Genomic DNA, 20,515 nt, shown 5'->3' with positions numbered 1-20,515 from the left:
TTACTCTTTTTTCTTTATTCTATTTATCTAGTTAAGCGTTTTCAGCTAACATTTTTTGTCCTGCTTCGATAGCTTCCTCGATAGTTCCTTTCAAGTTGAAAGCAGCTTCCGGTAGGTGATCCAGTTCACCATCCATGATCATGTTAAATCCTTTGATGGTATCTTTGATATCTACCAATGATCCCGGAATACCTGTAAACTGTTCTGCTACGTGGAAAGGCTGAGATAAGAATCTCTGAACTTTTCTAGCACGGTAAACTACTGATTTATCTTCTTCAGAAAGTTCTTCCATACCAAGGATTGCAATGATATCCTGAAGCGCTTTGTATCTCTGAAGAATTTCTTTTACTCTCTGAGCGCAGTCATAATGCTCGTCACCGATAATTTCCGGAGCAAGGATTCTTGATGTAGAAGCCAATGGATCTACAGCCGGGTAAATACCTAATGAAGCAATTTTTCTGTCTAGTACTGTAGTTGCATCCAAGTGAGCAAACGTAGTTGCAGGAGCCGGGTCAGTTAAGTCATCCGCAGGTACGTAAACTGCCTGTACTGAAGTAATTGAACCGTTTTTAGTTGAAGTAATTCTTTCCTGCATCGCTCCCATCTCAGAAGCAAGAGTTGGTTGGTAACCTACCGCAGAAGGCATACGACCAAGAAGTGCAGATACCTCAGAACCAGCCTGTGTAAAACGGAAGATGTTGTCTACGAAGAAAAGTACGTCTCTACCTTGTCCGCTTTCACCACCATCTCTGTAGTACTCAGCTAATGTAAGACCAGAAAGGGCTACTCTAGCTCTTGCACCTGGCGGCTCGTTCATCTGTCCGAAAACGAATGCAGCTTTAGAATCTTTCATAGCTTCTAGGTCTACTTTAGAAAGATCCCAACCTCCGTTTTCCATAGAGTGCATGAAATCATCACCATACTTGATAATTCCTGATTCAAGCATCTCTCTCAAAAGGTCATTTCCTTCTCTCGTTCTTTCACCTACTCCGGCAAAAACTGAAAGACCTCCGTGTCCTTTTGCAATATTGTTAATCAACTCCTGAATCAATACTGTTTTACCTACACCGGCACCACCGAACAATCCAATTTTACCTCCTTTTGCATAAGGCTCAACTAGGTCGATTACTTTAATACCTGTAAATAAAACTTCTGCAGAAGTTGAAAGTTGATCAAATTTCGGAGCTGGTCTGTGAATTGGAAGACCACCTTCCTTAGATATATTTTGAAGTCCGTCGATAGCATCACCAACAACGTTGAATAGTCTTCCGTTTACAGCTTCACCGATTGGCATTGTAATAGGATCTCCATAGCCGATTACTTCCTGACCTCTTTTAAGACCATCTGTAGCGTCCATTGCGATACATCTTACTGTATCTTCTCCAATATGCTGTTCTACTTCTAAGATTACTTTTTCACCGTTTTCTTTTGTAATTTCTAACGCATCATAAATACTTGGAACTGCTTCCACATCTGTAAATACCACGTCGATTACCGGACCAATAATTTGAGAAATTTTACCTTTAATTTGGTTTGCCATTGCTAAATTTTTTCTTGGTGCAAATATAATGATTCTTGATAAACCCGCAATTGGTAAAAAAAAGATTTTTATCATGCTTTTTATATAATTTCCCAATCTAACAGTTTACCAGTATAACAATGTTGTTTACTGAAAATATTGCTTCATTGGTAAATTGGTACATTGGTACATTATCTTTATATTTGCAGTCAAAATTTTTCCGTTTTGAAAGTTTTCAAAAATTTTAAAGATTATTCCTCTCAAAAGCCTTTAGCACTGTCTTTAGGAATGTTTGACGGAGTACATCTTGGACATAAAAGTATTATCGACGAACTGATAAAGGTGGGTACAGAAAATAATCTGGAAACTGCCATACTTACTTTTTGGCCGCATCCCCGATTTGTTTTTAACCCGAATGAAGATCTCAAACTTCTGAATACGGTGGATGAAAAGAAAGAATTAATTGAAAAATACAGCATTGATCATTTATTTCTAAAAGAATTTGATGAAGAATTCAGAAATCTCACAGGAGAAGAATTTGTACGCCAGATATTGATTGATAAACTGAATGTTAAATACCTTATTATAGGTTACGATCATTCGTTTGGAAAAAATAAAAGTGGAAATTTTGAGCTTCTTCAAACACTCTCCCAGGAACTTGATTTCGTTGTAGAGCAAATGGAAGCCATTAATATCCACGAAAATAATATCAGCTCAACCAAAGTACGTAATGCGCTTCTTACAGGAAATATTAAAGAGGCCAACGAAATGCTCGGATACTCCTACTCTGTTTCCGGAACGGTTGTTCATGGGAAAAAAATAGGAAGAACCATTGGCTATCCTACTGCCAATATTGATACGGAATCTATTAAACTTCTTCCTAAAAAAGGAGCTTATATTGTAGAAACAGAAGTGAAAGGCCAGCAATACAAAGGAATGCTCAGCATTGGCACCAATCCTACTGTAAATGGCGAAAAATTAACCGTTGAAGTTTATATCCTTGATTTTGAAGGAGATATTTATGGTGAAGAAATCACAGTAAAATTCAGAGATTTTCTCCATGAAGAAATTAAATTTGAAGGTCTTGAAAAACTGATTGAAAGATTGGATGAGGATAAAAGGCTGACGCGGGAGTTTAATTTTTAAATTTAATTACTTAATTCCAGCGGATTTCCATATTTCAGGTTTTCCTCTCTTTCTTTTTCTCTTTGTCTTAACATTTCCTGTCCTTTTATAATGGTTGTTCCGTAGCTTGCAAGTACTGCAGCGGCATTGGCTTGAACATCTCTCAATGCTTGCTTTAATTTTGGTTGCGTTGTTTCTATAGCTCCGGTATATCTGCTTTCCTTAATGTTAATTAATTTACCTTTCAGTTGAGAATTAGGCACAGATTTTACCAGTTCAAAATCATAATCTCCTTTCTCATCCGTTATTTTAATGATCAAGCCAGGCAGTCCACTGAATTTCATCGGACCATAAGGAAAAGGAATTTCGGGAGAGTACCAGGCAATCCAGTTTCTTCCTTTAAAGTTCACCTCTGCTTTTTTACAATTGATTGTATTGATTATCCTTGTCTCATCCACAAGTTTCCAGTTCTTAATGACCGGCGCTTTGTAAGTAAGTAATGTCATGAAAGCGGATTCAAAGTACTGTATACCTTCATTCGATTGTATAATGGTAAAGTTTAAATTGGTTTTTGGAATCACAACTCCTTTTTTCCAACCAAGAGTTATACTTCCATCTGGATTTTTTGTCGTTGTTCCCGAGCTCGCCGTTACCGAATCTCCTTTCAATGATAGAGTACTTGCAAAAAATGCCCGATCATCAGCTATCCGTAATGATAAAAGTTCTTCATGTCTGTAATCATTCCGTTGATCAAATTTAGCTTTTAGCAGATAGGTAAACTCGCCGCGTAAGGTCTCTTTGTTGTATGATTGAGCATAAAATATAATACTATAAAGCAGGATTAATAGTTGAAATATTTTTTTATGATAACGCATAACAGGTTCATTATAAAATTGCACTTATACTGCTGTAGTAATTTCCACTATAAGTTTCAAATTGAGATTAATTTATACTACACCATTACTAGAGCCACTATGGGTGGGTTTCGGACAGTAATTTGCTTCAATTTTATCTCGCCATTCGCTTGCTTGTTGTGGAGTCCAATCTTGAGTTGTAGTAGCTTGTACACCACAAGAAGTATCAGCAAACCAAACTTGTCCAGCTTTTACTATTTTAAGTTCCTTTCTGGATAATTTTTTTAAATTTTTCATTGTAATAAATTTTTAAATGTTAAAATTAATTTGTGTTTAAACTTTCTGTACATTGGGTTTCAACAGTCCAAAGAAAAAAATAAAAAAACACTAAACAAATTTTAATGATCACAATTGTTTGAAAAATTTATTCTTGTAAATTATTAATTTTCAGTATTTTAAAATATAATTAATTCATTCGATAAATATGTAATTATATTTTAATTTTAAATAGTGGCAGTTATTCAAATTTTAATTTAAAATAATGAAATAGGTTCTCCTGAAAAAATTACATCTTTTAAAACTATTTTTCATCTACCGAAAACCATACGTAGAATTTTTTTCTATGTATGAAATAAGGAATTGAGCCAAAATTTACGATTCTAAGAATTTATAATTTCTTCTCTCGCCTTTTTAGTTAATGAATTAAAAACCAATTCATAAGACTGGTCAATCATTTTAAAAATAAGATCTTTTTTCAATCCGTCTGTCAGTACTGAATTCCAGTGGGTTTTGTTCATATGAAAGGCGCCAGTAATCTGGGGATGCTGCTCGCGGAGTTCTGCGCTCCATTCCGGATCGGTTTTTACATTGATACTTAATGGCTGCTTTTCTAAAGGCATTAATAAAAACATTTTCGTTCCCACTTTCATGACAAGTGTTTCATTATCAAAAGGAAAGGTTTCCGTAACTCCTTTTTTGGCAAGACAGTAATCTAGAATTTCGTTGGCATCCATATTTTTATGAGTAATGAGTAACTGGTAATAAGTAATTAATGATCATTGATATTAATTTCAAATTTAGTAAATTTAAGAGAGAAAATACGGTCTCTAAAAATTACAATTATTATGAAAGCTTTGGTAATAGGTGCTACGGGCGCCACAGGAAAAGATCTGGTAAAACAACTTCTCAATGACAAAGAGTTTGAAGAGATTGATATTTTTGTACGAAAACCGGTAGAAATTCAGAACGAAAAGCTGAAAATACACGTTGTTAACTTTGAAAATCCAGAGGAATGGAAGGATAAGGTAAAAGGCGACGTTGTGTTTTCCTGCTTAGGAACCACACTGAAAGATGCCGGAAGCAAGGAAGCTCAAAAGAAAGTAGACTTCGGTTACCAGTATGAATTCGCCAAAGCTGCCCGGGAAAATGATGTGGAAGATTATATTCTGGTTTCCGCCTACGGAGCCAATCCGGCATCCAAGATTTTCTATTCCAAAATGAAAGGAGAACTGGAAGAAGCCGTAAAACAGCTGCATTTCACCAAAATTACGATTTTTAAACCCGGAATACTTGAAAGAAAAGATTCCGGAAGAACAGGAGAAGTTTTGGGCAGCAGAATTATAAAATTTGCCAATAAACTGGGACTTTTGGAAAGCCAGAAACCTTTACCTACGGATATTCTGGCCAAAGCAATGATCAATTCTTCCAAAATAAAGAGCAATGGTTATTCCAGTATTAAGCTGGGAAATATTTTTTGTTTTGCGGATAAGAAGTTTGAGAGTTAATTCGCTTGGCTTCATATAACAGAATACTATAAATAAACGCTTCGACTCCGCTCAGCGTGACACAGATAATACAAGACGTATTGTTTGATATTGTCACATTGAATGAAGTCGAAGCGTTCGTTTGTATAGTTTTTAACTTACTTCAGATACTTTGTAATAGCCTCGTCAGTAGGTTTTGTCGTGCTGATGAAGGTATCTACCAATTTTCCGTTTTCATCAATCAAAAACTTTGTGAAGTTCCAAAGGATGGTTGTATTCTTTACTCCGTTTAGATCTTTCTCTGTTAAATACTTGAAAATAGGTGCGGTATCATCCCCTTTTACAGAAACTTTTGCGGCCAGAGGGAATGTAACTCCATAATTTTTTTGACAGAACGCTCCAATTTCTGTATTGGTTCCTGGCTCCTGACCTCCAAAATTATTGGCCGGAAATCCTACGATCACCAATTTATCTTTATATTCTTCATATACCTTCTCCAGATCAGCATATTGCGGTGTAAATCCACATTCTGATGCTGTGTTGACGATAAGAATTTTCTTTCCTTTAAAATCGGCAAAGTTGATCTCGCTACCGTCAAGACTTTCAACTTTGAAGTCATATATTGTTTTTCCCATAAGTTCTTTGGTTTTAGCTTGAGAAATTTCACTTTTCTGATTGATACAGCTCTGTAAAAATGCTGCACATGAAAGCAGCCATAAGAAAATATTTTTCATTTTTTACAATTTAGTTGGCAGTTTTGCCGTAATTATTGGTCTTTTAATGAAACATCAAAACTTCATTAAATCAGATTAAAACTTAAAAATATTGGCCGGAAATACTTTGTTGATCTCCACTCTGTTCAGAATCATTGTATAATCACCGTCTTTTTTGGTGCTTGAAGACTCAATTCTGAAGGACATCACAAGGTTTCCTACTTTTTTATAATCCGAATAGATCAGGGTTTCGTCTTTTTTAATTTCTTTCAAAAGCATATAGCTTTTTACATCAAAATAATAGATGTTTTTATTGACATTTTTCGTCAGTTCCACTTTATGACAATAGATCTCTCCTACTTTTTCTTTTCCAAGATATTTGGCATCAAAGCCTTTATTTTCCCAGTCTATAAAATCGTTATCAAAACTTTCCGGTACATATTCAGGGTATTCCTGAAGTTTGTTGGCTGCGTAATTCATAGCATATCCTTTATTCCCGTCATAGCCTTCAATAGCAGTTTCTTTACCACTAATGCTGATCACTGTTTTTGTAAGATTGGGACGTTGCTGATAAATTTTTATAGGATACTCATCTTTGATTCCCAAGATCACTTTTCCCTGCAGCAACACTGAATTTAAAAGCTTCCAATTCGTTAATCCTCCGGACAGTTCTATGTTTTTATCTATAATTTCCTTTGCCGTCTGTGCAAAAGATAACTGAGAGGATATCAGCACGAATACTAAAAGTAATTTCTTCATTAATCTTATTTATAATTCAAATATAAGAGGAATTGGGAGAAAAGCAAAGAGAAAACAGCAAAGAAAGCCGGGAAGACTGATAAGCTGATTCAAAATTTCACTTTCTCAGCTTTCTTTGCTATTAAATTAGTTTCCTCGCTTTTTCCAGATCCTCCGGAGTATCAATTCCTACCCCGATGAAATTGGTTTCTACTAATTTGATTTTCATTCCGTATTCAAGATAGCGGATGCACTCTATTTTTTCTGATATTTCAAGCGGCTTCATTTCCAGTTTGGAGAACTGAAGTAAGGCATGTTTTCTAAAAGCATACACTCCAATATGTTTAAAATAACTGATATCATAAGAAACTTCTCTGTGAAAAGGAACTACGGAACGGCTGAAATAAAGGGCAAATCCGTTGTTATCTGTGATTACTTTCACGTTATTCGGGTTTTCAATTTCCTCTTTTTCAGTCAGCTTAATTTTTAATGAGGCCAGGGAAATTTCCTGATTATCATCTTCTTTAAAGACATTAATCAATTGCTTTAAAGGCTCCAGTTTCAGGAAAGGTTCATCACCCTGTACATTGATCACGATATCACAATCTATGTTCTGTACGGCTTCAGCAATACGGTCGCTTCCGGTTTCATGCTGTCCCGTCATGACTGCTTTTCCGCCATTTTTCACAATTTCACCAAAAATAATTTCAGAATCCGTTGCCACAAAAACTTCATCAAACAATCCTGTTTGTGAAACATTCTGATAGGTAGTGGTGATGACTGTTTTATCACCCAGCATCTGCATCAGTTTTGCCGGAAAACGGCTTGCTTCGTAACGTGCAGGAATGACAGCTATGATTTTCATGTATGATTAAAGTTATAAATTATGAGTTGATATAATTGGCTAAAAAGATAATTCCGTAAATCCAGAAGATATACAAAAATGAGTAAAATAGTCCAAAGGCCATGCTTTTCAATACATTTCCCTTGCATTTTCCTGAATTTTTAAAAACAAGACGTAACGCCCTGAAAAAGATCCAATATAACATAGCCATAAAAAATAAAACGGCACACCAAAAGAAGACTCCCAGAAAATATAAAAGAAAAACAAGAAGTATGGAAATCAATATCCACAGAATAATGGATATAATAATTCCTCCGATTCCGTCTCCCACTGCACCACCGTCAAAATCAAAGCTTCCAATTTCAGGAGTTTTATCTGAAAATATTTTGATTCTTTCTTTGGTCAAGATAGGTCCGATATTATCTCTCAGTTTTAAACCGTAATACAATCCACAACTGATAAACAGGAAAAATACAACCGTTAAAATTGAAGTAGATATAACAGAATTCTGGAATAAAGACCTGTGAGAGCCTGTTCCTGAAAGCCATACACTCAGAATAACCAAAACAATGATTCCTAATGTGGAAAAGCTAAGCAGCCTGGTTTCCAGAAACATTTTTTTGGGAAATTTCATTTAATACAACCTGGTTTTATTAATATCTTATTTTTTTAATGTACCAATATATCAATGTAACAGTTTACCAATACTGTAAGTACCGAATTTGTTACATTGATAGATTGTTATGTTATATTGTTACATTAAATTATTTAAGGTTATTCAATGCATTCTCAAGCTTTGGAAGCATTACTTTGATCTCATCTACTGCTAAACCTCCAACAGAAGCACGGAACCACGGTTCAGATTTCGCTTCTCCAAAAGCCGAGAACGGTACCAGAGCAACGCCTGCATCATTAATCAGATAGAATACCAGATCAGAAGAGTTTTCAATCACAGATCCATCAGGTTTTGTTTTTCCGATATAATCCAGTCTGATGGTAAGATACAAAGCTCCCATTGGCTCAATACTTTCTACAGCAAGCCCTTTCCCTTTTAAATCCTGGATTCCTCCGTGAAGAACTTTTAAGCTTTCTTCAATTTTCCCTTTGAAATCATCAACAAAAACATTAACGTTTTCAGGGTTTTCAAAGAATTTAGCAGTAGCTTCCTGCTCCGGTTTAGGGGCCCATGCTCCCACATGCGTCAGAAGCGCTTTCATTTTGTCAAGAATATGAGACGGCCCGAATCCCCATCCTACACGTACACCTGTTGCAGCAAGGCATTTAGAGATTCCGTCGATATAAATAGTATATTCCTTTAGTTCAGGGAAAAGAGAAACCGGATCTACATGTTTTGCCCCGAAAGTAAGGTTTGAATAGATCTGATCATACATCAGGTACAATGGTTTTTCATCTGCCCCTCTTTTTTTATTTTCTTCAAGGACCAGTTCGCAGATCGCTGAAAGCTGCTCTTTGGTAAACATGGTTCCTGTAGGGTTCAGTGGTGAACATAATGCCAACAATACTGCTCCTCCTAAGTGAGGTCTAAGATCGTCTGCTGTAGGAAGGAAATTGTTTTCAGGCGTGGTTTTCACTTCTACTGCGTCTGCAGAAGTAAGATAAGCATAATGGTTGTTGTTCCATGAAGGTGTAGGATATACCACTTTATCACCTTCATCAACGATCGTTTTATACACAGCATAGATCAATGGTCTTGATCCGGCAGTAATTAAAATATCGTTGGGTGAATACTCCAGGTTCCATCTGTTTTTAAGATCTTTGGAAACTTCTTTTCTTAAAGATAAAAGTCCGTTGGCTGGCGGATAATTCGTCAGATTATTCTGATATGCCTTCTGAATCTCCTCCTTCAGCAATGCCGGAATAGGATATAGATCAGAATTCAGGTCACCAATAGTAAGATTGGCTATCTCTGCCCCTTTTGCTTTTAAATCATTTACTTCATTACCAATTTTTACAATTTCGGAACCAATCAGGTTCGCCGCTAATTTTGAAACTTTCACTTTATTTTTATTTAAATTTACTAATAATTACTTTCAACATTCATTTTATCACGTATCTGCTCTACAGACATTCCGGCATCAAAAAGACTGACGAATTCCTGAGCTCTCTTTGCCGTATATGAACCGGGATATTTTTTTATAATCCTTTTATATTCATTTCTGTTTTCTTCATATAATTTTCCGTCTGCCGTTTCGTACGTTGGGGTATTATCCATTCCGTACAGATAATCATACAGATAATTATTATATTCCTTTTTAACCGTTTTCTGCAGAGAACTTTTAGGATATTTCTTCAGAAAATTTTCCCAGAATATCAATCTTTCTCCCAATTCCTCCCAGGTAATAATAAGCCCTGCATCTGCTGCATAATTATCTTTGGCTTCTACCGCATTCTGAGCTATATAGGCATTGTAATCCGGCGTTAATTTGTTTTTAAACAGAATATAATAATAGTCAGGAACCGATTGTATTTCCGTCATTCCTTCTCCTACTTCTCTGAACTCCAGTCCTTCTTTATTAAGCCGGGCAGCCAGTTCTTTTACATGCTCCGGGAATTTATAACTTTCCGTTTCGGAATCATAGTAATTAACGTATTTATCCAAAACATCGGCATGCAGTCTATTGAGGCTTTCCGTATATTTATTTCTTATTTCAACGTAATCTTCATATACCTTATTGTTTTGCCCGAGACTTCCTTCCGCTATTTCCTTTTGGGTTTTTGCGTGATAATAATGAAGAGCTTTCATATAATCCTCCATCTTATATGCAGGAGAATATAAAGTATCAATCGGTTTAAACAGGTCTTTCTTTGTATCTGTTATGGCTGCCGAATCGCGAACTGTTTTTGGTTCTGATTCTTTCCCTACCTCTTTTTTACAGGAAAAAACAAACACGGACAGCATACAGGCTGCTAAAATTCTTTTTATCATCTTCTGAAGAGAACTCCGCAAGATTAATCCAGCTTTAAATCTTTTCTTACCTCCTCGATTTTAGCTTCAAGCGATTTCAGTTTATCTTTAAAATCCGCTTCAGAAGTCACCGTATCTTTTACTGAAATATAAAACTTAATTTTCGGCTCTGTTCCGGAAGGTCTTACACAGACTTTGGTTCCATCCTGAGTATAGTAAATCAACACATTCGATTTTGGAATGTCGTTCATTACTTTTCTTTCGTTTTTCGAAATGGTCAAACTTGTTTGCTCTTTGAAATCCTTTACTTCTTCCACTAATGATCCGGCTAATTCCTTTGGAGGATTTTCACGGAAATTCTTCATCATATTCTGGATTTCTTCTGCCCCTTCTTTTCCTTTTCTTACGATATTCACCAGTCCTTCGTAATACATTCCAAGATCTTCGTAAATCTCGATCATGTACTGATACATTGTTCTTCCGTTGGCTTTGCACCATGCAGCAATTTCACAGGCAACAAGGATACTTCCGCATGAATCTTTATCGCGGACGAAATCTCCGGTCATAAAACCGAAACTTTCTTCCCCGCCACAAACAAATTTTTGTGTCCCTTCCGCTTCACGGATCATTTTTCCGATCCATTTGAATCCTGTTAATCCGGATTTACATTCGACTCCGAATTTTTGAGCAATATCAAAGAAAATATCTGATGTTACAATTGTAGAACCAATGAACTCTTTTCCTGTGATTCTCCCTTGTTTTCTCCATTCATTTAAGATGTAGTAAGTAAGGATTGTATTGGTCTGATTACCATTCAGAAGCTGCATGTCTCCATCCAGATTTCTTACTGCAATTCCTAATCTGTCCCCATCCGGATCTGTTCCAATAACGATATCCGCGTTGGTAATTCTTGCCAGATCCATTGCCATTTCCAATGCTGCAGGCTCTTCCGGGTTTGGAGATTCTACCGTGGTAAAATTACCGCTCGGAATCATCTGTTCTTTTACCAGATCCACTTTTTTGAATCCTGCTTTTTCCAGCGCTTTAGGAATTGTGGTATAGGTAGTTCCGTGGATAGAAGTGAAAACAATATTTAAATTCTCTTTTCCTACATTCTGGTAGGTTGAATTTTCTATGCAGGCGTCGATATACACGTCATCCTGTTCTTCTCCGATCCATTCTATCAAATCATCATTTCCGTTGAATTTAATTTCATCAAACTTCACAGAATATACTTCATTGATAATGGCTTCATCGTGTGGCGGAACAATCTGTGCTCCGTCATTCCAGTATACTTTATAACCGTTATATTCAGGCGGATTGTGGGAAGCTGTAAGTACAATTCCCCCATTGCATTTCTTGTCCCTTACGGTAAAGGATAATTCAGGAGTCGGTCTGTGATCCTTGAAAAGAAGCACTTTAATCCCGTTTGCTGTTAAAACATCAGCCACCAGTTTCCCGAATTCTTTTGAATTATGGCGTACATCATAAGCAATCGCCACTTTGATTTCCTCTCCTTTAAACTGCTGAAGCATATAATTGGCCAGTCCCTGTGTAGCCTGCCCTAATGTATATTTGTTCAAGCGGTTAGTTCCTACTCCCATGATACCTCTCATTCCTCCTGTACCGAATTCCAGTTCTCTGTAAAACGAATCTTCCAGATCCGGAGAATTGCTCTCTATCAGTTGTTGTACGGCATCTCTTGTTTCTTTATCGAATGTATCACTTAACCAAAGTTGTGCTTTTTCTAATGTTGTCATAAGTGTATTTAAGTTTGAAAGCGGGAAGTCTGAAGATGGAAAGTATTTTGTACCTCAATTCATGTATCCTGCTTTTATTTACTATTCTTTTTATTCTGTTTTGAAGATGGAAGCTTGAAGAGATTTTGCATTCAAATTTCCTTCTTTGTTTTTACTATTCTGTTTGTTTTTGTTTAGAAGATGGAGACTTGTGGATGGGAGGAATCCTTACAATCAAATTTGAAACTCATCCATTTCTTTTTTATCCATTATAACTTCCCTCATCCAGCTTCCGTCTTCCTTCTAATTAATCCAATTTCTTATTCTCCACACGAGCCTGCTTATCAATTTTAAAGGCACGGATCGGGCTGTTATAATAGATGAATTTTGCTGTATTCTGAACATTTCCTTTTAACGAATCTTTTACATTCACTTCTGCGTAATTTCCATTCCTGGAATCAATATTCAGGTTGTCTATTTTCCAGTACGGCGCAATCAGACTTGCTGTATCTGAGATTTTTATCAGTGCATTTTTAGTCAGTCCCAAAAAGTTGGCCCTGCTTTTATTCTGCATGTCTACTTCTGCTCTTCTTGTGTTCACCGAACCCATAAAAGTAGCATAATTTTTTAAATTAAGCCTAAAATTATCGGTCTTAATTTCACTGGAAATATTCATTTCTACAGAATCTGCTATAGCGACTTTTTCAAGATTATACTTTGAATAAATGGTCACATTATAGAAATCTACCCCTTTTGTCCCCCGCTTTTCTTTGATAAAAAGCGTTTTGTCTTTCACATCTATATCCAGGTTATCAGCTACATTGGGATAGGTCTCGATTTCCACGAAATTCTTTGCTCCTCTGGCATAAAATACCCGGAACTTTCCTTCCATATCAAGATTCACAAATTCTGAAACATCCACATCTTTCCTTTCAATATTTCCCTTCGGAGAAACTTTTCCACAGGAAACTGCCACAACAAGCAGGGAAATGTACCCTATTTTTTTCATATTTAATTTAAAATATTCGATATAAACATCCATTGAAAATGCTCACAGAAAGTTTCTGCAAGCCAATTTATTTAACAAAAATAAGATTAAAATTTCTAAAAAGACTTATTCTTGCAGGGATAAATGACCGTACTTTTACAATAAAAAGAAAATATCCCAAAAAGTAAAATCTCTTTGGGATATTATTATCTTAACTGATGCTGTATCTCAATTAGATCACTTCATCAATATTATAGTTTTTATGCTCCCTGTTGGTTCTGATGATCATTTCGCCTAAGAATCCGGCAATGAAGAGCAATGTTCCCATAATCATCATGGTCAGAGCAATATAAAACCACGGATTATTGGTAATTAAATGTCCGTAAATTCCTCTTGCCACATCTATCAGCTTCGAAACTCCCAGCCAAAGCGCAGAAAGAAAACCTACAATAAACATGACAGTTCCCACAGCCCCGAAGAAGTGCATAGGCCTTCCTCCAAAACGGCTTACAAACCAAAGCGTTACCAAATCCAGAAAGCCTCTGATAAACCTTTCCGTTCCGAATTTTGAAGTTCCGTAAGGTCTTGCCTGATGCTGTACCTCTTTTTCCGTAATTCTTCTGAATCCGGCATTCGCAGCCAAAACAGGAATATAACGGTGCATATCTCCATATACGTCAATAGATTTTACAACCTGTTTTTTATAGGCTTTAAGACCACAGTTGAAATCGTGAAGATAAACTCCCGATACTTTTCTGGCAGCCGCGTTGAACAGTTTTGACGGAACATTTTTCGTCATTACATTATCAAAACGCTTCTTTTTCCAGCCTGAAACAATATCATAATTATCATCAACAACCATTTTGTAAAGCTCAGGAATTTCTTCCGGAAAATCCTGCAAATCAGCATCCATTGTGATTATCACATCACCGTTTGCTCTTTCAAAAGCGGCATGAAGTGCCTGAGATTTCCCATAATTTCTGGAAAATTTAATAGCGTGGATCTGAGGGTGCTGAACCTTCATATTTTCAATAATGCTCCACGAAAGATCCGTACTTCCGTCATCTACAAACCATATTTCATAGGATAAGCTGTTGGAATAACAAACCTTATCAATCCTCGAAAAAAGCTCTTCCAGAGATGCTTCTTCATTTAATAACGGAATAACTATAGATAAATTCATTTAATTCTGATAAAAATTATTCTTGATTTTCTGTTTCCTGATACACTGTTCTCGTTCTGAAAAACGCTCCAAAAAACACCGACAAAACTACGTAAAATATAAGAATTGCCGCAAAATATCCTGAAAAATGACTTGCAGTAAGCATATCTTTTCCTTTAACGGCTTCCGGAGAGAAACTTGGGAGCCTTTCCTGGTATTTTTTGTCTAATTCATCAATGTCTTTCTGATGCTTCATAATCTTCCTTGCAGACTGATATTCAGTATCCAATTCTGTTTTCTGTCTCTGTACATACTGATAGTTCAGAAGCTTTTTAGCATCTGTATCTCCGAAATTCAGAAAGGCATACATACTGAAGATGGAAAGAATTCCTCCGATGAACATCGGAATGAACGCTCTTGAAAACGCATCTTTAAAACTTACCACTCTATTTTTGTTCCAGAATGTTTTTACAGACCAGAAAGCTCCTCCTGCATATAAAATAGGGAGAACAAATGCATTGATTTTCAAAGAAGTATCAAAATAATTGATTCCCGAGAAAAAGAAATAAGCTACAAAAAAGATGATCATTGTAGCGATAAAAAGTATAATTCCTAATGTTGATGGACTTTTCGTCATGTTAGATTTTTTAAAAAAAGTTGAAAAATTATTGCTCTAAATTCCAGCTGTTTAGCTTTATTACTGCATTTTTTCGACTAATTTTCTTTAATAATATTTTGAAGTTTATAAATTATTCCTACCTTTGCAACGGCAAGTCCTAAACAACCAGCTCCTGAGAATCCTCCAGGGTGGGAACACAGCAAAGGTAATCGGTCGTAGCGGTGTGATTTAGGTAGCTTGCCATTTTTTTTTGATTTAAGTTGAAGTAAGGTAATTGAAAGATTATCTTTTTTTGTTTCTATACTTTTCAACATTCCGATTCTCATTTTCAAATTACCTTTCTTTTTTTAATTAAAATTCAAACTCCTCTCCTAATTTCGGAAGAATAAGTTCTACATTCTGATCAGAAAAATGTTTCAAAGCACTTTCGTGATTGATTTCTATAGCAGGAAAAGTATCAAAATGACATCCGATTACTTTTGGAGTCTTCAATAATTCTGCTGCTGCAAAAGATGCTTTTCTAGGACACATGGTATAATGGCCGCCAACAGGAAGGATAGACAGGTCTATATTCCCGAAAAGCCTTGGAAAAAGCTCCATATCGGACATTACTCCCGTATCTCCTGCAAGATAGATGTTCTTACCTTCAGGAAGTCTGAAAATATATCCCACAGGAACGCCTCCATAGCTTCCATCCGGGAACGAACTCGTGTGGTGAGCCGGTACCATGGAAATTTTAAGATCGTCGATTTTTGCCGACCCTCCTAAGTTCACATCATCTTTATTTTTTGCTGCGGTAAAGTAAGCACAGATTTCAGGAACTGCAATAAGGGTTGCTTCCGGATGAAACTGCAGCACCTCTTCCACATCAGCAATATGATCTCCGTGTGCATGAGTCAATAATATATAATCGATCTTCTGAGCCGATATATCAAAACCGGACTCCGCTTTTTTATAATTGTAAAAAGGATCGCACAAAATTGTTTTGTCCTTGTAAGTGAACAAAAAACAGTTTTGTCCTAAAAATTGTATTTTCATTTTAAATTGATTTTTAAATTAAGTACATGAAATCGTTGAATTGAACAAAATATTATACAACAATAAACATGTAGACAGTATGATCAGAGTCTGGAAAATAAATAACGGTCTTTGAGGCCTGATTTTTCCTGTCAATAGTAAAAATCCCATCACTCCATTGGCAACAACTATTAAAGTGATTAAAAGGGGAATCAACGCAATATCAAAGATAGACGAACCTTCACTTAACTCCTGAATCACTATATAAAGCAGAGACAGGGCTACAACAATAGATAAACATGATATAACCTTATTTACTATATTATTCATTGATTTTCTATTTTTGTGGAAATTTATCCTCAATTAAGTTGAGCTTAATTCCATGCTCAAGATACGCTTTACAACCGTCCAAAACAGTCGTAAAACCACCTGTATTATCATTAACCGTTCTCAGCAGCGCTTCACCCGACTGAGCAAAGCCATAGCTCTTAATGACCACAAGCGTCCCTTTTTCCATTTCTTTAAATTCATAATCCACCTGTACTGCCGGATCGCCCCATTCTGTTTTGATCAGCTGGTTTGGAACAATATCGTGAACCTTGACATCAGACTTTACGCCATACATTTCCCATTCCCAGGTTAAGGTTTTACCCACTTCCAGTTTTCCTGTAGATTTTGTAAACCAGAACTGCGTGGTTATTTCAGGATTGATAAATGCCTCAAAAACATCCGAAACCGGTTTTCTGATCAGCATCTGAGCTTCAACAAAAATATCAGTACTCATAATCGTATTATTTTAGTTAAAAAAATTGAGTCCAAAAGCTGTAAGAACTGCCATCATGAAAGTCATAATTCCGACCTGTTTCAGATATTGATCCAGTTCTTTCGGTTCTTTCACCACCATAATATTTCTTCTCAGCTTCATTAAAGGTAGTAACAGAATCATTACGATAAATACATAATAGTTCTGAGTTTGTATAAAACCATTTACCCCCAGAAATACAAGAATTAAGATTAATGGAAGCTGTAACAGCACCATTTCATAAATCATTGCATTTTTAAAGCCTATTCTCAGGGCTAAACTCTTTTTACCGGAAAGTCTGTCGCTTTCAATGTCTCTCATGTTATTAAGATTCAAAACCGCCATACTCATCATACCGATGGCTGTTCCCGGAAGCAGCATATCCCAGCTGAAAGTCTTTGTAAACAGGAAATAACTTCCGCATACCGATACCAATCCGAAGAATACAAATACAAAAAGATCTCCCAATCCCATGTATCCGTACGGTTTTTTTCCTACCGTATATCCTATTGCCGCTAAAATACAGGCAATACCCAATCCTATGAAAGTATAGAATTCTTTCATGAAATCAGGGAAAAAAGCAATGTATAAAAGAGCAATTGTTGCCACAAATGACAACACCGAGAAAAGAATAACCGCATTTTTCATTTGCTGAGCCGTGATCTTTCCTGAAGCTACCGCCCTTGATTCTGCTTCGTTGATTCTTTTGGCATCAGTTCCTTTCACGCCATCACCATAATCATTGGCATAGTTTGATAAAACCTGATACAACAGCGTAACCAAAAGAGCAAGAGCAAAAATTCTCCAGTCCCAGGTTCCGCCTTCACGGTAAAGCCTCCATTTTGCAATGAAAGCACCCATAATAATTCCGCTTAATGAAAGCGGTAAAGTTCTTAGCCTAGCGGCTTTTATCCAATCTGACATAAATATTGAGATGTTAGATATTAGAAGCTAGAAATTAGATAAGAAAACGCATAAGTCTAGTATCTAATTTCTAACCTCTAACTTCTTATTTTAAGATATCCACTGATTTTCTCCGAAATCCGGTTTTCTTTTTTCAAGGAATGCATTTCTTCCTTCCTGAGCTTCTTCCGTCATATAAGCCAAACGGGTCGCTTCGCCGGCAAATACCTGCTGCCCCACCATTCCGTCGTCCGTAAGGTTCATGGCAAATTTCAGCATTCTGATAGACAGTGGAGATTTGGCTAAAATTTCCTGCGCCCATTCATACGCTGTATCTTCTAATTCTGCGTGAGGAATCACAGCATTCACCATTCCCATATCCATTGCTTCCTGAGCAGAATAATTTCTTCCTAAAAAGAATATTTCACGGGCTTTTTTCTGGCCTACCATTTTTGCCAGGTAAGCAGATCCGTAACCTCCGTCAAAACTTGTAACGTCAGCATCCGTCTGTTTAAAGATAGCATGTTCTTTACTCGCTAAAGTAAGATCACACACAACATGAAGCGAGTGTCCTCCACCTACTGCCCAACCGGGAACCACTGCGATAACTACCTTTGGCATAAAACGGATCAAACGCTGAACTTCCAGGATATTTAAACGGTGTCTTCCATCTTCTCCAACATACCCCTGATGTCCTCTTGCCTTCTGATCTCCTCCACTGCAGAATGCCCATCCTCCATCCTTCGGACTTGGCCCTTCCCCTGAAAGCAAAACAACGCCTATTGAAGAGTCTTCAGAGGCATCGTAAAAAGCATCGTATAATTCGGAGGTAGTTTTTGGACGGAAAGCATTTCGAAGTTCCGGTCTGTTGAAAGCAATTCTTGCTACACCATTACATTTTTTATAGGTAATATCTTCGTATTCTTTGACGGTTTTCCACTCAATCATATTGTAAAAATTTTTCTCAAAGATACGGAATTACGGAGAATTTTAATATTGATTTTTGATGATAATAACCGGCAGATATCGGTGATATTTTTGTTTAAAATTTAGGACTAGAATTAAAAGAATGGTATGGAATATTTTTTCTAATTTCGAGGGAAGAATGTGTAGTATTTTTTAAACTAAAAAATTGATGAGACCAATTATTCTATCATTAGCACTTATCTTATTATCATTGAGTGTATCTGCTCAAAAAGTAACGGTTATAAAATCTCCGGCACCCTTGCCTGCTGAAGATAAAAGATTAAAAATATTCCTGGGCGGCAGCATTGATATGGGCAATGCTGAAGACTGGCAAGCCAGAGTTACCAAAGAGTTATCTGAAAAGAATATTATATTATTTAATCCGAGACGGGATGACTGGAATAAGGACTGGAAACCCGTCAGCACAGAACCCAATTTCAGAAAACAGGTAGAATGGGAGCTGGAGGCCTTAGAAAAATCAGATCTTATCATCATGTACTTTACCCCTCAATCGCAAAGCCCGATAAGCTTACTGGAGCTGGGACTTTATGCCAGAACCAATAAACTGATGGTTGTTTGCCCTGAAGGATACTGGAGAAAAGGAAATGTAGATATTGTATGTGAAAAATACAACGTCAAACGATATGAATCGATCGATATGCTCATCAATGCTCTGAAAGAAAAAACGAAATAAAATATTTCCGGCAGAATCAATACTCGATTTTCCTAACCTTTGATGATCTTATAAAAAAAACCGGAACATTTCTGTTCCGGTTTTTTTTATTATTCAATTAAAGACAATCTATTTGGCTTTTGCTTTAAGCTCAGCTTCTTTAGCTTTTAGTTCTTTAACTTTATCTATATTTTTTGTAACAATGTAGATATCCTTTAATGTAGAAATGGCATCAAGGCTTTCCGGTGATGCTTTGTACCATGCTTCAGCGTATGGAAGAGCTTTCGTGAATCTTTCTCTTCTCGCATCAATAAGTTTGCTGGCTTCATCCGGCTTCTCTTTTCTTGTCGCGTTGATCTGCTCTACTATTTTAGAGTCGTCACCAACGATTGTGTAAACGATATTCTGGTGAGCATTATCAAAATCAGGCTTTACTTCAAGCGCTTTTTTGAATGAAGCAATGGCATCCTCTACTGTGGCAGGGTTTTTAGATTGCATAACCCCAAGATTGTACCAGTTGGTAGCATCATTAGGATTTTTAGCCAGCTGCTCTTTCAATGCACCAATGAATTTTTCCGTATTTCCGGAATCATAATAAGCCGTACCCTGAGCATCTTTCAGTTTAACATTGTTTGGATATTTTGCCAATCCTTTTTCAATGATTACTAAAGCGTCATTAGGTTTTTTTGCATTAAGAAGCAGGGTTGTTAATGTTTCATACAATTCAGGCTCTACACTTGGTGTTTGCTCTGTTTTGAAATCTGAATAGTCTGAATTTTTCTTCATCAAATCCCATGTAGCTTTATCTAAATTCACTACCTGTCCCGATTTCTTTTCTTTTGCAGTATAAGTCGTCTGAACTCCTGTAAATCCGGAATTAACGAGATCCGTATATATTTTAATGGACTCATCGTTGTTATTTCCCAAAGCATAGCTTAATCCCGCATAATACATGTATATCTTGTCATCCTGACCATTGGTTTTTAATAAGTTGTACACTTCTAAAAACTTAGGTGCAGCTACAGCATAGTTTTTTGCATTGTATGCATCCATTGCTGCTTTATTGGCTTCCTGGAGCTTGGCATTCACATCGCCTTTCTCCCCTTTTTGTCCGAAAACAAAGGCAGAAGCTACGATGGCCATTCCTAAAATGAGTTTCTTCAT

Annotated in this window: 22 protein-coding genes and 1 other RNA gene; 4 read left to right on the top strand and 19 right to left on the bottom strand. The window is 36.5% G+C overall.

Annotated elements, in window-relative coordinates:
* Positions 1–31 precede the first annotated feature (31 nt).
* The gene (atpD, locus tag ACM46_RS12630) at positions 32–1,540 is read right to left on the bottom strand and encodes a F0F1 ATP synthase subunit beta (protein WP_048506977.1); all 1,509 of its coding nucleotides are present in this window, start codon (positions 1,538–1,540) and stop codon (positions 32–34) included.
* A gap of 204 nt (positions 1,541–1,744) precedes the next feature.
* On the opposite strand from atpD, the gene ACM46_RS12625 reads away from it, so the two are divergent.
* On the top strand, positions 1,745–2,665 hold the full coding sequence (locus tag ACM46_RS12625) for a bifunctional riboflavin kinase/FAD synthetase (RefSeq protein WP_048506976.1): 921 nt from the start codon (positions 1,745–1,747) through the stop codon (positions 2,663–2,665).
* A 2-nt stretch (positions 2,666–2,667) separates the two neighbouring features.
* Here ACM46_RS12625 and ACM46_RS12620 read toward each other — a convergent pair whose 3' ends face one another.
* The 3 genes from ACM46_RS12620 to ACM46_RS12610 all read right to left on the bottom strand — a co-directional run bounded on the left by ACM46_RS12620 (position 2,668) and on the right by ACM46_RS12610 (position 4,511).
* The gene (locus ACM46_RS12620) at positions 2,668–3,519 is read right to left on the bottom strand and encodes a GLPGLI family protein (RefSeq protein ID WP_048506975.1); all 852 of its coding nucleotides are present in this window, start codon (positions 3,517–3,519) and stop codon (positions 2,668–2,670) included.
* Positions 3,520–3,591: 72 nt separating this feature from the next.
* Positions 3,592–3,795: a bacteriocin-like protein gene (locus ACM46_RS12615; RefSeq protein WP_048506974.1), complete on the bottom strand. Its 204-nt coding sequence runs from the start codon at positions 3,793–3,795 to the stop codon at positions 3,592–3,594.
* Between the two features lie 362 nt (positions 3,796–4,157).
* Positions 4,158–4,511: an MmcQ/YjbR family DNA-binding protein gene (locus ACM46_RS12610; RefSeq protein ID WP_048506973.1), complete on the bottom strand. Its 354-nt coding sequence runs from the start codon at positions 4,509–4,511 to the stop codon at positions 4,158–4,160.
* Positions 4,512–4,622: 111 nt separating this feature from the next.
* Between ACM46_RS12610 and ACM46_RS12605 the strand changes: the two genes are divergently transcribed.
* Complete coding sequence (locus ACM46_RS12605) at positions 4,623–5,282, top strand: NAD(P)H-binding protein (RefSeq protein ID WP_048506972.1); 660 nt, start codon at positions 4,623–4,625, stop codon at positions 5,280–5,282.
* A gap of 137 nt (positions 5,283–5,419) precedes the next feature.
* On the opposite strand, the gene ACM46_RS12600 is transcribed toward ACM46_RS12605, so the two are convergent.
* From ACM46_RS12600 to ACM46_RS12555, 10 genes are all read right to left on the bottom strand, one after another.
* Positions 5,420–5,995: a glutathione peroxidase gene (locus ACM46_RS12600; protein ID WP_048506971.1), complete on the bottom strand. Its 576-nt coding sequence runs from the start codon at positions 5,993–5,995 to the stop codon at positions 5,420–5,422.
* Positions 5,996–6,070: 75 nt separating this feature from the next.
* Positions 6,071–6,733: a histidine kinase gene (locus ACM46_RS12595; protein ID WP_048506970.1), complete on the bottom strand. Its 663-nt coding sequence runs from the start codon at positions 6,731–6,733 to the stop codon at positions 6,071–6,073.
* A gap of 121 nt (positions 6,734–6,854) precedes the next feature.
* A complete protein-coding gene (gene kdsB / locus ACM46_RS12590) occupies positions 6,855–7,577 on the bottom strand; it encodes a 3-deoxy-manno-octulosonate cytidylyltransferase (RefSeq protein WP_048506969.1) in 723 nt (240 codons plus the stop codon).
* A gap of 19 nt (positions 7,578–7,596) precedes the next feature.
* A complete protein-coding gene (locus ACM46_RS12585) occupies positions 7,597–8,190 on the bottom strand; it encodes a hypothetical protein (protein ID WP_048506968.1) in 594 nt (197 codons plus the stop codon).
* A 130-nt stretch (positions 8,191–8,320) separates the two neighbouring features.
* Complete coding sequence (locus tag ACM46_RS12580; RefSeq protein ID WP_048506967.1) at positions 8,321–9,574, bottom strand: pyridoxal phosphate-dependent aminotransferase; 1,254 nt, start codon at positions 9,572–9,574, stop codon at positions 8,321–8,323.
* A 20-nt stretch (positions 9,575–9,594) separates the two neighbouring features.
* Positions 9,595–10,503: a hypothetical protein gene (locus tag ACM46_RS12575; RefSeq protein WP_048506966.1), complete on the bottom strand. Its 909-nt coding sequence runs from the start codon at positions 10,501–10,503 to the stop codon at positions 9,595–9,597.
* Positions 10,504–10,526: 23 nt separating this feature from the next.
* Complete coding sequence (locus ACM46_RS12570) at positions 10,527–12,242, bottom strand: phospho-sugar mutase (protein WP_048506965.1); 1,716 nt, start codon at positions 12,240–12,242, stop codon at positions 10,527–10,529.
* 286 nt (positions 12,243–12,528) lie between these two features.
* Positions 12,529–13,230 carry a GIN domain-containing protein gene (locus ACM46_RS12565; protein ID WP_048507171.1) on the bottom strand — a complete coding sequence of 234 codons (702 nt, stop codon included), beginning with the start codon at positions 13,228–13,230 and terminating at the stop codon, positions 12,529–12,531.
* Between the two features lie 211 nt (positions 13,231–13,441).
* Positions 13,442–14,392, bottom strand: coding sequence for a glycosyltransferase family 2 protein (locus ACM46_RS12560; RefSeq protein ID WP_048506964.1), 951 nt, complete (start codon positions 14,390–14,392; stop codon positions 13,442–13,444).
* Positions 14,393–14,408: 16 nt separating this feature from the next.
* Positions 14,409–15,008 (bottom strand): DUF4199 domain-containing protein, encoded by a 600-nt coding sequence (locus ACM46_RS12555; RefSeq protein WP_048506963.1) that lies wholly within the window; start codon positions 15,006–15,008, stop codon positions 14,409–14,411.
* 130 nt (positions 15,009–15,138) lie between these two features.
* Between ACM46_RS12555 and ffs the strand changes: the two genes are divergently transcribed.
* An RNA gene (ffs, locus tag ACM46_RS23000) (signal recognition particle sRNA small type) lies at positions 15,139–15,236 on the top strand.
* A gap of 105 nt (positions 15,237–15,341) precedes the next feature.
* Here the strand turns inward: ffs and ACM46_RS12545 are convergent.
* The 4 genes from ACM46_RS12545 to ACM46_RS12530 all read right to left on the bottom strand — a co-directional run bounded on the left by ACM46_RS12545 (position 15,342) and on the right by ACM46_RS12530 (position 18,684).
* A complete protein-coding gene (locus ACM46_RS12545) occupies positions 15,342–16,028 on the bottom strand; it encodes a metal-dependent hydrolase (protein WP_048506961.1) in 687 nt (228 codons plus the stop codon).
* 316 nt (positions 16,029–16,344) lie between these two features.
* Positions 16,345–16,791 carry an SRPBCC family protein gene (locus ACM46_RS12540; RefSeq protein ID WP_048506960.1) on the bottom strand — a complete coding sequence of 149 codons (447 nt, stop codon included), beginning with the start codon at positions 16,789–16,791 and terminating at the stop codon, positions 16,345–16,347.
* A gap of 12 nt (positions 16,792–16,803) precedes the next feature.
* A complete protein-coding gene (menA, locus tag ACM46_RS12535; RefSeq protein ID WP_048506959.1) occupies positions 16,804–17,733 on the bottom strand; it encodes a 1,4-dihydroxy-2-naphthoate octaprenyltransferase in 930 nt (309 codons plus the stop codon).
* A gap of 90 nt (positions 17,734–17,823) precedes the next feature.
* On the bottom strand, positions 17,824–18,684 hold the full coding sequence (locus ACM46_RS12530) for a 1,4-dihydroxy-2-naphthoyl-CoA synthase (protein WP_338151997.1): 861 nt from the start codon (positions 18,682–18,684) through the stop codon (positions 17,824–17,826).
* A 163-nt stretch (positions 18,685–18,847) separates the two neighbouring features.
* Here ACM46_RS12530 and ACM46_RS12525 point away from each other — a divergent pair, with 163 nt between their 5' ends.
* Positions 18,848–19,372, top strand: a complete 525-nt coding sequence (locus ACM46_RS12525) for a nucleoside 2-deoxyribosyltransferase domain-containing protein (protein WP_053082702.1) — start codon at positions 18,848–18,850, stop codon at positions 19,370–19,372.
* Between the two features lie 108 nt (positions 19,373–19,480).
* Here the strand turns inward: ACM46_RS12525 and ACM46_RS12520 are convergent, their stop codons facing one another.
* Positions 19,481–20,515 carry a tetratricopeptide repeat protein gene (locus ACM46_RS12520; protein ID WP_048506957.1) on the bottom strand — a complete coding sequence of 345 codons (1,035 nt, stop codon included), beginning with the start codon at positions 20,513–20,515 and terminating at the stop codon, positions 19,481–19,483.

Source organism: Chryseobacterium angstadtii (assembly GCF_001045465.1).
GTDB classification, from domain to species: Bacteria; Bacteroidota; Bacteroidia; order Flavobacteriales; family Weeksellaceae; genus Chryseobacterium; species Chryseobacterium angstadtii.
The sequence above is the reverse complement of the archived record's forward strand: the minus strand, read 5'-3'. Positions and strand labels throughout refer to the sequence as shown.

Coding starts and splice junctions, on each gene's coding strand:
- atpD (WP_048506977.1), bottom strand. CDS start 1,540: ATGGCAAACCAAATTAAAGGTAAAATTTCTCAAATTATTGGTCCGGTA.
- ACM46_RS12620 (WP_048506975.1), bottom strand. CDS start 3,519: ATGCGTTATCATAAAAAAATATTTCAACTATTAATCCTGCTTTATAGT.
- ACM46_RS12615 (WP_048506974.1), bottom strand. CDS start 3,795: ATGAAAAATTTAAAAAAATTATCCAGAAAGGAACTTAAAATAGTAAAA.
- ACM46_RS12610 (WP_048506973.1), bottom strand. CDS start 4,511: ATGGATGCCAACGAAATTCTAGATTACTGTCTTGCCAAAAAAGGAGTT.
- ACM46_RS12605 (WP_048506972.1), top strand. CDS start 4,623: ATGAAAGCTTTGGTAATAGGTGCTACGGGCGCCACAGGAAAAGATCTG.
- ACM46_RS12600 (WP_048506971.1), bottom strand. CDS start 5,995: ATGAAAAATATTTTCTTATGGCTGCTTTCATGTGCAGCATTTTTACAG.
- ACM46_RS12595 (WP_048506970.1), bottom strand. CDS start 6,733: ATGAAGAAATTACTTTTAGTATTCGTGCTGATATCCTCTCAGTTATCT.
- kdsB (WP_048506969.1), bottom strand. CDS start 7,577: ATGAAAATCATAGCTGTCATTCCTGCACGTTACGAAGCAAGCCGTTTT.
- ACM46_RS12585 (WP_048506968.1), bottom strand. CDS start 8,190: ATGAAATTTCCCAAAAAAATGTTTCTGGAAACCAGGCTGCTTAGCTTT.
- ACM46_RS12575 (WP_048506966.1), bottom strand. CDS start 10,503: ATGATAAAAAGAATTTTAGCAGCCTGTATGCTGTCCGTGTTTGTTTTT.
- ACM46_RS12570 (WP_048506965.1), bottom strand. CDS start 12,242: ATGACAACATTAGAAAAAGCACAACTTTGGTTAAGTGATACATTCGAT.
- ACM46_RS12565 (WP_048507171.1), bottom strand. CDS start 13,230: ATGAAAAAAATAGGGTACATTTCCCTGCTTGTTGTGGCAGTTTCCTGT.
- ACM46_RS12560 (WP_048506964.1), bottom strand. CDS start 14,392: ATGAATTTATCTATAGTTATTCCGTTATTAAATGAAGAAGCATCTCTG.
- ACM46_RS12555 (WP_048506963.1), bottom strand. CDS start 15,008: ATGACGAAAAGTCCATCAACATTAGGAATTATACTTTTTATCGCTACA.
- ACM46_RS12545 (WP_048506961.1), bottom strand. CDS start 16,028: ATGAAAATACAATTTTTAGGACAAAACTGTTTTTTGTTCACTTACAAG.
- ACM46_RS12540 (WP_048506960.1), bottom strand. CDS start 16,791: ATGAGTACTGATATTTTTGTTGAAGCTCAGATGCTGATCAGAAAACCG.
- menA (WP_048506959.1), bottom strand. CDS start 17,733: ATGTCAGATTGGATAAAAGCCGCTAGGCTAAGAACTTTACCGCTTTCA.
- ACM46_RS12525 (WP_053082702.1), top strand. CDS start 18,848: ATGAGACCAATTATTCTATCATTAGCACTTATCTTATTATCATTGAGT.
- ACM46_RS12520 (WP_048506957.1), bottom strand. CDS start 20,515: ATGAAGAAACTCATTTTAGGAATGGCCATCGTAGCTTCTGCCTTTGTT.